General features: G+C 43.6%; 11 protein-coding genes and 1 tRNA gene. 6 read left to right on the top strand and 6 right to left on the bottom strand.

The window, feature by feature from the left end; genetic code table 11:
* Window positions 1–563, bottom strand: a 563-nt coding sequence (locus ABUA47_RS12880) for an ATP-binding cassette domain-containing protein (protein ID WP_410520184.1), incomplete at its 3' end; no start/stop codon positions are given.
* A 221-nt stretch (window positions 564–784) separates the two neighbouring features.
* On the opposite strand from ABUA47_RS12880, the gene ABUA47_RS12875 reads away from it, so the two are divergent.
* Window positions 785–1417 carry a nucleotide exchange factor GrpE gene (locus ABUA47_RS12875; RefSeq protein ID WP_005827933.1) on the top strand — a complete coding sequence of 211 codons (633 nt, stop codon included), beginning with the start codon at window positions 785–787 and terminating at the stop codon, window positions 1415–1417.
* 11 nt (window positions 1418–1428) lie between these two features.
* Window positions 1429–2601, top strand: coding sequence for a molecular chaperone DnaJ (dnaJ, locus tag ABUA47_RS12870; protein ID WP_035448062.1), 1173 nt, complete (start codon window positions 1429–1431; stop codon window positions 2599–2601).
* A gap of 81 nt (window positions 2602–2682) precedes the next feature.
* On the opposite strand, the gene ABUA47_RS12865 is transcribed toward dnaJ, so the two are convergent.
* The 5 genes from ABUA47_RS12865 to ABUA47_RS12845 form a co-directional block, all read right to left on the bottom strand.
* Window positions 2683–3144 (bottom strand): WbuC family cupin fold metalloprotein, encoded by a 462-nt coding sequence (locus ABUA47_RS12865; protein ID WP_009036853.1) that lies wholly within the window; start codon window positions 3142–3144, stop codon window positions 2683–2685.
* Window positions 3141–3488, bottom strand: a complete 348-nt coding sequence (locus ABUA47_RS12860) for a UpxY family transcription antiterminator (protein ID WP_005827910.1) — start codon at window positions 3486–3488, stop codon at window positions 3141–3143. The genes ABUA47_RS12865 and ABUA47_RS12860 overlap by 4 nt, the downstream gene beginning before the upstream one ends.
* Window positions 3467–4573 carry a Wzz/FepE/Etk N-terminal domain-containing protein gene (locus ABUA47_RS12855; protein ID WP_016273442.1) on the bottom strand — a complete coding sequence of 369 codons (1107 nt, stop codon included), beginning with the start codon at window positions 4571–4573 and terminating at the stop codon, window positions 3467–3469. Before ABUA47_RS12855 ends, ABUA47_RS12860 begins: the two co-directional genes overlap by 22 nt.
* Window positions 4574–4581: 8 nt before the next feature.
* Entirely contained in the window at window positions 4582–7050 is a 2469-nt protein-coding gene (locus ABUA47_RS12850) for an SLBB domain-containing protein (protein ID WP_035448055.1), read from the bottom strand.
* A 140-nt stretch (window positions 7051–7190) separates the two neighbouring features.
* Window positions 7191–8864 (bottom strand): SDR family NAD(P)-dependent oxidoreductase, encoded by a 1674-nt coding sequence (locus ABUA47_RS12845; protein ID WP_117945574.1) that lies wholly within the window; start codon window positions 8862–8864, stop codon window positions 7191–7193.
* Window positions 8865–9063: 199 nt separating this feature from the next.
* On the opposite strand from ABUA47_RS12845, the gene ABUA47_RS12840 reads away from it, so the two are divergent.
* The 4 genes from ABUA47_RS12840 to ABUA47_RS12825 form a co-directional block, all read left to right on the top strand.
* A tRNA-Thr gene (locus ABUA47_RS12840) sits at window positions 9064–9136 on the top strand.
* Window positions 9137–9515: 379 nt separating this feature from the next.
* On the top strand, window positions 9516–9821 hold the full coding sequence (locus tag ABUA47_RS12835; RefSeq protein WP_009036850.1) for a hypothetical protein: 306 nt from the start codon (window positions 9516–9518) through the stop codon (window positions 9819–9821).
* Between the two features lie 113 nt (window positions 9822–9934).
* Window positions 9935–10162 (top strand): hypothetical protein, encoded by a 228-nt coding sequence (locus ABUA47_RS12830; protein WP_009036849.1) that lies wholly within the window; start codon window positions 9935–9937, stop codon window positions 10160–10162.
* 194 nt (window positions 10163–10356) lie between these two features.
* Window positions 10357–11202 (top strand): transporter (locus tag ABUA47_RS12825; protein WP_349831651.1); only part of this gene is annotated, 846 nt, incomplete at its 3' end.

The following is an 11202-nucleotide window of genomic DNA, read 5'->3' as shown; positions in this document are numbered from 1 at the left end:
ATATCCAAGTCATTGGTAGGCTCGTCCAGCAGCAAGTTATCAGGATTTCCATAGAGAGCCTGCGCCAGCATGACACGCACCTTTTCCTTGTTGTTCAACTCACCCATCAGCAGATAATGCTTGTCTTCCTTGATACCCAAGCCACTCAGCAAGGCGGCGGCATCGCTTTCGGCATTCCAGCCGTCCAGCTCGGCAAATTTCTCTTCCAATTCGGAAACCTTCAGTCCATCCTCGTCTGTGAAATCCTCTTTGGCATACAGCACTTCACGCTGCTTCATGATGTCCCACAACACCGTGTGTCCCATCATCACCGTGTCCATTACCGTAAAAGCATCCCACTTAAAGTGGTCCTGGCTCAAAACGGAAAGACGCTCTCCCGGAGCCAGCATGATGGAACCCGTCGTAGGGTCCAGCTCCCCGGAAATCGTTTTCAGGAAAGTAGATTTTCCGGCACCGTTGGCACCGATGATACCGTAACAGTTACCACTTGTAAACTTCAGGTTTACGTCATTGAACAACACTCTTTTACCAAACTGTACTGAGACATTAGAGACTGTAATCATCTTTATATTTACGATTTATTTATTTACAATTTACTATTTAATACCTATTAGTCTGCGAATTGCGAGTGCAAAGATAGTTATTTTTCCATGAATAGACACAGAGAAGCGCTGTCAATCTGACATAAAAGTATTACCTTTGCAGCGTTTTCGGCAAAAATATCCGTTTTGGCAAAGTTTTTGCTGGAGCACTAATATCGTATTAACTTAAACCCTTAACAGCAATGAAAGCAAAATCATTTTACAAGAATAATAAGCATAACAATATGAATCCGAAAGAAAAAGAAAACAACCAGGAAGAGGAACTGAAAACTCAAGCTACTCCTAACGAATGTGACGAAGAAACTGTCGGACAAGAAACTTCACAAGAAAACGAAGCTCCCCTGACAGAAGAAGAAAAGCTCGCCCAGGAACTGGAAAAGGCCAATGAACAGATTGAAGAGCAGAAGGACAAATACCTGCGCTTGTCTGCCGAGTTTGACAATTACCGCAAACGTACCATGAAGGAGAAAGCAGAACTCATCCTGAACGGTGGTGAAAAGAGTATCAGCAGTATCCTACCCATTGTGGATGACTTTGAACGCGCCCTCAAAAACATGGAGACAGCCACCGACGTAGCCGCCGTAAAAGAAGGCGTTGAACTTATCTACAACAAGTTCATGTCTGTATTGGGACAAAACGGCGTTAAGGTAATAGAGACAAAGGAACAACCGCTCGATACAGACTATCACGAAGCCATCGCCGTGATTCCGGCACCCAATGAAGCACTGAAAGGCAAAATTCTGGACTGTGTACAAACCGGTTACATCCTAAATGACAAAGTGATCCGTCATGCCAAAGTGGTAGTCGGAGAATAACATAAAACTGTATGGAAAAAAGAGATTACTACGAAGTATTGGAAGTCGAAAAGACAGCAACGGTAGAAGAAATAAAGAAAGCCTATCGCAAGAAAGCCATCCAATATCATCCGGACAAGAATCCGGGCGACAAAACAGCCGAAGAGAAATTCAAGGAAGCGGCAGAAGCATACGACGTACTAAGCAATCCGGACAAGCGTGCCCGCTACGATCAGTTCGGTCATGCCGGACTGGGTGGTGCCGCCGGTAATGGTGGTCCGTTCGGCGGCTTCAGTGGAGGCATGTCCATGGACGACATCTTCTCCATGTTCGGTGACATCTTTGGCGGACACAGTGGAGGTTTCGGCGGTTTTGGAGGTTTCGGCGGAGGCGGTGGAGCACAACAACAACGCCGTTACCGTGGTTCGGACCTGCGTGTCAAGGTGAAACTGAACCTCAAGGAAATCTCTACCGGCGTGGAAAAGAAATTCAAACTGAAGAAATACGTGCCTTGTACCCACTGTCATGGTACGGGAGCCGAAGGTGACGGTGGTTCAGAGACCTGCCCGACTTGTAACGGCAGCGGCACGGTAATCCGTAACCAGCAAACCATACTCGGCACCATGCAGACAAGAACCACCTGCCCGACGTGTGGCGGTGAGGGCAAAATCATCAAGAACAAGTGTAAGGAGTGTGCCGGTGAAGGCATTGTATACGGTGAAGAAGTAGTAACCGTAAAAATTCCGAAAGGCGTTGCAGAAGGTATGCAACTCTCTATGGGAGGAAAAGGAAACGCAGGCAAGCACAACGGCGTGCCGGGAGACTTGCTGATTCTTGTAGAGGAAGAACAAGACCCGAACTTGATACGCGATGAAAACGACTTGATTTACAATCTGCTCCTCAGCTTCCCGACAGCAGCCTTGGGTGGTGCGGTAGAAATTCCCACGATTGATGGAAAGGTGAAAGTAAAAATTGACTCAGGTACGCAACCGGGAAAAGTGCTCCGCCTGCGCGGCAAAGGTTTACCCAACGTGAACGGATACGGCACGGGAGATTTGCTGGTAAATGTCAGCGTATACGTACCCGAAACGCTGAACAAGGATGAGAAGAAGGCGCTGGAGGAGATGGAAGAATCGGATAACTTCAAGCCAAATACTTCGATTAAGGAGAAAATATTCAAGAAGTTCAAGAGTCTGTTCGACTGAAAATATGGTGCATAAAGAAGCCTCCCGGTATACAATAAAAAATATCGGGAGGCTTTCCTATGTTTTTTTATCGGGAAAATGTTAAAGTTCCAACATCCGCTTCATAAAAGCCTTTATTCCTTCCGTATCAGAAGTCTGAGGAGCCCACGAAGCCAAATCCTCTGAGGGTAGAGGCTGATATGGGCCTTTTTTAATTTCAAAAATAACGGTACCTGACTCCAAGGCAATAATACTATGCCATGTATTAGAAGGAATTTCCAGACCATATTTACCTTCCGAAGGATTGAGGCATACCTTATCTGTTACATTACCGGCATCATCATAAAAAAATGCCAGCAGACTTCCACGCAAAACCAGATAAGTTTCTTCCTTACCTGTATGACGGTGAGGAGGAAGATAAGTTCCCGGTTCCAAAGCATTCAGCAACCGATGAATAGGAGCATCCATAGACGCATGAAAATTATAATTCATACGTAAACGGGAGTTCTCCTTAGCTCGTGAAGTAACGGTATCCAGCAGCTCTTCTGTTATCAGCTTCATCATAACTTCAGCAATTGGGCAAACTTGGCAGGAAGTTCTGCTTTGCCCGCCTCAATAGACAAACTTTTTCCTTCATTATCTACTAATATAGCAGCCTTCTGCGAGGAAGCCAATGAGGTAACTTCCGACACATTACCGGCAACAAACAAACATCCGGAAAAAAGAGGAGTAATCACCTTTCGGGTATGCCCTTTCCATTTTACAAACACAGCCTGCATCGGGCAATATGTAGTATATCCCGCAGCATTCAAACGCTGCATCAACTTATGTTCAGACTTGGGTGCTGTGTACAATGCATGCCAGCACATCATATCATTATCCGTCATCATATTGTTTGCTTTTTCCATCCCTTTAATAAATCTTTTACAAATAATATCCATCCCACACTGCCGACACCTGCCAAGAACATGAAGCCGATCAAAATCATCAATTTATTGGGCTTTGCAGGCTTCAAAGGTACCGTAGCCGGCTGGACAACCGTATATACCGGTGTAATCTCCTGCACCTTAGCTCTTGCCATCTGTAATTGTTGAGACACTTGTGTATATACTTGATAGGCTAAATTCATTTCATTCTGTAAACGCTCTTGCTCTGCGCGATAACTCAGCAATATTATATTCTGGTTTGCATCTACAAAATTTGCGTATTTCTTCTGGGCAGACTCATAACTGGCCTTTGCTTCTCCATAAAGTTTTTCGGTAAATGCCAAATCATGACGAGCCTTATTAGTCCGATAATCTGTGATGTAGTTCTGCAGGCAATGCATCACGGTATCCGTCAGCGAAGCAGATATCAAAGGATCCTGCATAGTAACAGACAAGGTTGTCACACCTGTCTTTTTGTCTACGGAAACAGAGATACGTTTACTTAAAGCATCTGCAATGGCAGACTCATCTCTAGTAAGACGAAAAGGATCCAGCTTTGCGTCCCCCTCTTCCGGTTCATCCTTAAACAAAGACAATGTCCATCCTAACACCTTAAAAGGAGCGGAGAAAATTGCACTCCACCAAGGAGAACGCTGTTCTTCTTTCAAATAAGCATATAAAGTCGTGTCTACTTTTGCTTTCTGATCCTTGACTTTAACATCGAACAGTTCAATCAGAAAAGGAGTAGAACTTACAATATCAGGATAAAGTTCGGGTGACAAAGCATCCTCACCAGAAGAAGTGCCCAAATTGATACCCGCCATGGCTGCAAGGGCTCCCATACTTCCACCACCAGATTTGCCACCACTCTCCGGAGCCAATGTCACACTTGTAGAGTACTCCTTAGGAATACTAAATGCAACAACCAGTCCTACAAGAGCAGCGATACCACACGCCTTAAAAACCAATTTGCGACTAGCCCATACTTTCTGGGCCAGTTCTATCAAATCTATTTCTTGTTCCTCAGGTTGTGGAGAGGTTATGTTTTGTATTCTTTCTTCGCTCATAATTCAAATTACTTAAAGAGATTAACCATAGTCGCAATCATCGCTGCAATAGAAGCTGTCGTACTTCCCATTCCCAGAATTTCAGCAGTAGTCATCTTCTTTTTCTGTTCTTTACTTGGAACAATTATTTCACAACCAGGTTCAATGGCTTTCTTGTTCCCTGCTTTTAAACGAGAAACTGTACCATTCATGTATATTACATAGACCTTACGTTTCTTGGCATCATTACCAAAACCACCAGCTTGATTGATGTAATATTTCAAGCTTTCACCCTTTTTATATAAAACTGTATTCGGATACATTACAGCACCGTTGATTTTCACTGTACTTACGTACTCCGGAACAAATAATACATCTCCCTCGCGAAGCACCATATCAGCATCTGAACCAGGATTTTTCAAGGCCTCTCCCAGATTTATACCTACAGAATAGGTATCGGACAAATCCAATCTTTTTACAGATATGGAATCTCCGCCTCCCGCTTGCGCCATACGCAGAGCATCTTCCTTACGGCGGAATTCTTCTTCGGTCATCCTACGTATAAGACGCGCTCCTTTTATATAAGCATCGGGAGTTACTCCACCAGCCTTAGCTATCAAGTCACTCAAACGTTCATTCTTTTTCGATAGTGCATAATTACCGCTAAAAAGGACTTCTCCACCCACCATAACATTCTGTTGTTTAAAATAGGACGGACTCTTACGAACATAAATTTCATCAAAAGGCTCAAGATGGAAATCCTGGCTTCCTTCTCCCACCAATAAGCCATCTTTCAAATCAAAAGAGAAATTCTGGCCTACTGTAGTACTGAAAGATGTACTCTTCGGATCTTTCATGCGCCGTGCAACTTCAACCTTTGTTGTAGCCGCCGCCTCCAACAAGCCACCAGCCTGCAACACCAAATCCTCTACTGTCATTTTATCAGAATAGAGATATGTACCCGGATTGGCAACTTCACCATGGATGGTAAGTGTAGCTTCTTCCTTCAAGTCATGAATACTTGGAATATATAAAATGTCATTCTTCTGCAAAGGAATATCTGCAGCTGTCCCGTTCAGCAAACCTTTCACATCTACTTGTATAATCTCATGCGACAAGTCTTCAAGCTCACGATCGATTATAGCACGGTTTAAGAATGCATCTCCGCGAAGTCCTTCCGCTTTCTTAATCAGCTGCTTCACTGTATTCATCATACCGTCCAACTGGTACAAACCTTCACGATATACAGCACCGCGGACTTCCACACGATTCTCAAAACGCTGTAAAACGGAATCAACCGTTATCTTATCACCGTCATCTACGCGGAATACGGAATAATCCATCTCATCCACATTATAAATTTGATGCTCACGTCCACTTTTACGGATTATACGTAATGCTTTCTTATAAGCATCACCCGTAAAACCACCTGAATACTTCAATAATGTACCTACGGTTTCAGTGGGTTTCATTTCATAAAACATCGGACGTTTTACCTTACCTAATATCTGTACCAGGGACTGGTAAGGATCCACAAGAATTACATCACCATCCTGCAGACGGATGTCATCTTTCATTTTTCCTTTCATAAGTAAATCGTAAACATCCAAATCCGCTATTGTATTTCCATTGCGAATCACTTTAATACTGCGCAAACTACCAATCGGATTCACACCACCTGCACGATATAAAGCATGAAATACGGAAGCAAATGATGAGAGGGTATAAGTTCCGGGCACCACAACTTCACCCATAACGTTTACTTGAATAGAACGTATTTCTCCTAATGTCAGTTTAACTTGGGTAGACGGAACATTTCCGGTTACTCCAGAATATATTCTGGCAAATTCTTGTTTCAAATAATTATTGGCTTCCTTTACAGTTTTGCCACTCAGATAAACCGGTCCTAAATTATTCACAAGAATACTTCCTTCCGGAGAGATTGTTTGTCGAATCGTTGTTTCAGAAGCTCCCCACACATCAATAATCACCTCGTCACCAGGCCCCAGACGATAATTCTCGGGAGTAGCAACATTCACATTGGGTTCGAAAGTCAAATTATCGTTAGTAAAAATATTATGACCATAAATTTGCGAAGTCGGATCCTCTGTTTCCTTCTCTTGAGACAAGGAACGATTATCCATCATTTGTAAAGAATCCCCTGCAACATCCGTTTGTCTGGCAGAATAAGTTTCCGAAGTTGTACGCAGCCCTTTGACTACGCCACTCATTTCACCACGTTGACGAGAACGCTTCTCATCTTGGGTATTGCTCTGCGGACTTCCAGATTTAGAGTTTTCATACTTTTTCTGAATTCTTTCAACTTGTTCCTTTGTCACTCCCCGCCGCATTAATTCAGTAGTAATCTGCTTTTGATTTTTGCCCATCTGCTGAGCGCTTTTTACATACTGAACAACCTGATCATCTGACATCTGCTGAGCAAAAGCTACCCCTGACAAAGTAAATACCAAAAAGAATAGTGTTATTAATCTACGCATAAGATATTCTGATTAATCTTTTGAGTTCTTGTAATAAATATAAATCGGGCACAAAGGTAATATATTATTTTTATAATATACATTTATTCCACCTCTAAGTTTCAGAAAAAGCATTAAAAAGCTGTCACTTTCACGTCTTTTCATTGGGTAGAAGAAAGCGGGAAAATTGGCACTATTTTTTTCATTAGTCCAATCAAAATAGCCTTTTTTTCAGTATAACTATATTGCACCAAGGCCAGCACTTCTTCCCGCACATGTTCATAATCATCAACAGATGGCTTTTCACGCTTTATCTTTTCACTGATTACAGAATCCAAAAGTCCATCCCCAGGCCCTCCCACAATGTACACTTCTCCCCCATCCCCCATGACTCCCACTTCCAGGGTGAGCATACAAGCTTCAGACATGGTAATCAAACAATGAGTATTCGTCGGATACACCTCACCCAAACGTACTATGAACATATCAGTTTCCCCTTTGTCGCGTTTCAACCTGCAATCAGATGACTGCACATATATTTCCGCCACACGCTTACTATATTCCATAGCATTTTCCGGATGACGTGCATTAGCAGCAGATATCATAACCATACGGGACACTCTATACTTTACCGCCAGGTCTGCAATATTCACTGTCCCCGATATATTCGTTTGAATTGCCTCCGACACAAAATCATCCATCAGTTGTACATGCTTATAAGCAGCAGAATGAAAAACAAGTTGAGGACGTGTTTCTTCAAATATAGCCTCCATACGCGTACGGTTAGCAACATCTGCAACCAATACACGGACCTCCAGATTCTTCCAATGATCAGACAATTCCAACTGTACATCATACAATGGGGATTCTGCCTGATCTACCAGAATCAACTGATAAGGATTCAGTGTAGCCAACTGGCGGACGATTTCCCTTCCTACAGCTCCCGCCGCTCCCGTAACCATTACTCTACGCCCCTCGATATGGGCCGTAATTTTACGCACGTCAACTTGTACCGGTTCTCTACGGAGCCAATCTTCTATTTGAATGTCCTTTATCAGTCCATCGTCCATACAATCGCTTAAGGGAGGAACGGTCATTACATGAATATCATGAGAGAACAGTTTATCCAGCATTCCGGAATTTTCCAAATCCGACACCTTGCTTGGAGAGATAATGATTGTATCCACTTTCTTTTTCTTTAGACAGTCAAACAGCTGCTCATCATTGGGATATACCCTGCATCCCATCGTATGTTTACCTATCATATCAGGTTCGTCCGAAATAAAGCCACGCAGGCGATAATGATTATTACGACTAACTCTCAAGGATTTTGCAACATTGACTCCAGTCCCATGGAATCCATAAATAAAAACATTCACGCAATGACGTGCATCAAAAGCAATAGCTTCATAAAGCATCTTCACAGCAATGCGCATACAAGCCATCAGAGAGAAGGTGAACATATATGCCATAAACAGAATGCTGTTCGGCAAAGTTTCTCCAAGCCCCGAAACAGACCAACAGTAATTCCCTAAAAACAGTACAGCATAGCTTATCGTAAGACTCCAAAGCACACGATAAATATCCACAAAAGAGGAAAAACGGATAACACCCACATAAGTACGGAGAATATGAAAGAAACAGACATTACACAAGACAGCCAAAATGGTCAGCCATACATACAAAGAAATTTCATAAGATACGGACGAAAGCCTATATTGCAAAAAACATGCAGAAAGCATGGAAATCACAACGATAATTACATCTACCAACAACACCGTCCATTTGGACGCTATGCGTGAAGAAAGATATTTATAATAGATTCTTAAATTCATAATCAGTATCAGACTTATTTGCTATAGGACCTACGACAAAGATGCTTCTTTTCGTTTTATTATCCAATTTTTATGGCAATAAAGTTCAGGACATTCAAATAGAAAATTATCCCACTAAAATATTTCTAAAAAAAACAGAGATTCTTTTTGCCTTTTCAAATAAAGATGTACCTTTGCACCCCGTAAACAAAAGCTTATTGCCGCTATAGCTCAGTTGGTAGAGCAACGCATTCGTAACGCGTAGGTCGCCAGTTCAAGTCTGGCTAGCGGCTCGATATTCAAGCACTGATTATCTGGAATAATCAGTGCTTTTTCTTTTCAAGAATTGTTAGAATAAAAAACGCTCTTCTACGAATATATTTGCATAAAACACAATGCCCTTCCAAACAGTTTAATCCATAGCCGCATAATTATCCCAAAGCAAGTAAAGCTAGTTTAAAACAGCACCATCTGATTACAATGATAACTTGAAACATATAGGCACATTATTAAAAACATAATACACCTTATATTATACATAGTAATTCCCAATATTTGCGGCAACTTTTCAATAACCCGATTTTTCAATCTTAAATAAAGGATTGAGGTGATTGAAGAACACAAGCCAAAATCAAAAGGCTACCATAGGTTTCTATAACATACTATAAACAAATGAAAAGAATCAAGTTATTTACAGCGGCTTTGCTGCTGGCAGCTATATCCGCAGGAAATGATGTGTGGGCGCTTTCCGATTCAAGAAAGAAAGACACGCGTCCGGTAGAATCACCCCAATTCTTCAGTGGAAACGCCAACCCGCTGTTGGATTTCATTTTTGTGGCCGACCCGACATCGGTGGAATACAACGGAAGGCTCTATGTGTATGGAACCAATGACACCCAGCAACTGGACAGTGTGGGAAAATACGGCAAAAACACATACCAATACATCCCATTCACTGGTCATGCTGTCCACCGATGACATGGTAAATTGGACTTATCACGGACTGATTGACGTAAAGGCCCTCTCGCCATGGGGTATAGCCTCATGGGCGCCATCCATCGTATCGCGGGTGGAATCGGACGGTAAGACGTATGCTGGTGAGCCAGTTCACCCAAGGATTAGGCCACTGCAGGGCTCCTTTCGACCCGGGTGCCGTGATAGATGACGAAGGTACAGGATGGTTGTCATTCGGTGGAGGCGGAAAGGGGGAAGTCGGCACCGACTACATGCCCGAAGATGCCCGCATTGTCCGCTTGGGCAAAGACCTGATTAGTCTGGACAGCGAGATAGTAGAGATAAAAGCTCCCTATCGTACATGACTTCGCACACGCCGCTCGACACCGACAACTGGCAGTATGTGGACAACTATTTCAAGAATCCCGGAGACTATTCATATGATAAGCACTACGCATTCGACCATCACTACAGATTCTCTCTGAAAAAAGCATGCTCCGACTATGTAGTTTCCAATAAAAAATGTATCTTGCGGAGATTTATTAAATACGATATGAACATGAAACCCTATCTAATCCCCTTCTTTGCAACTGTTGCACTGACCGCAACCGCTCAACAAAAAAACGAGATTACCAGCGTCCTCGAAATACTGGATGTAACCAACGGTAACCGGACCGTCGTAAAAGAATTTCCCTACCGGATTGAAGCTCCCAATTGGACGCCCGACGGGCAATGGCTGCTATACAACAACGACGGAAAGCTTTACCGCCTTTCCCCCACCTCGCCTGCCGAACCGGAACTGATAAACACCGGATTTGCCCAAAACTGCAACAACGACCACGTCCTCTCGGCCGACGGACAGCAGATAGCCATCAGCCACGGAACGAAAGAGGACTATAAATCGCGTATTTATACACTTCCCATCACGGGCGGCACTCCCCGTTTAATAACGCCTATGGCTCCCAGCTACCTCCACGGTTGGAGCCCCGACGGCAAAGAGCTTGCCTATTGCGCCGAACGAAACGGCAACTATGACGTCTATACCATCCCGGCGGAAGGAGGTGAAGAAACCCGCCTGACCACTGCCGAAGGTCTGGATGACGGACCGGAATATTCCCCCTGCGGACAATACATCTGGTTCAATTCCGTACGCACCGGACTCATGCAAGTCTGGCGCATGAAGGCAGACGGCTCCGAACAGACCCAGATGACCTTTGACGAAACCCGCAACTCCTGGTTCCCCCACATCTCCCCTGACGGAAAATCCGTTGTATTCATTACCTACTACAAAGGTGACCTGGAACCGGGAGAGCACCTGGCAAACAAGAACGTAGAGCTGCGCCTAATGCCCGCAAACGGTGGAGAGCCCAAGACATTGTTAAAGCTTTTCGGTGGACAAGGCACC

Source organism: Bacteroides sp. RTP31139st1_H2_RTP31139_211217 (genome assembly GCF_040227615.1).
GTDB lineage: Bacteria > Bacteroidota > Bacteroidia > Bacteroidales > Bacteroidaceae > Bacteroides > Bacteroides uniformis.
This window is presented reverse-complemented; position numbering and strand designations above follow the sequence as displayed.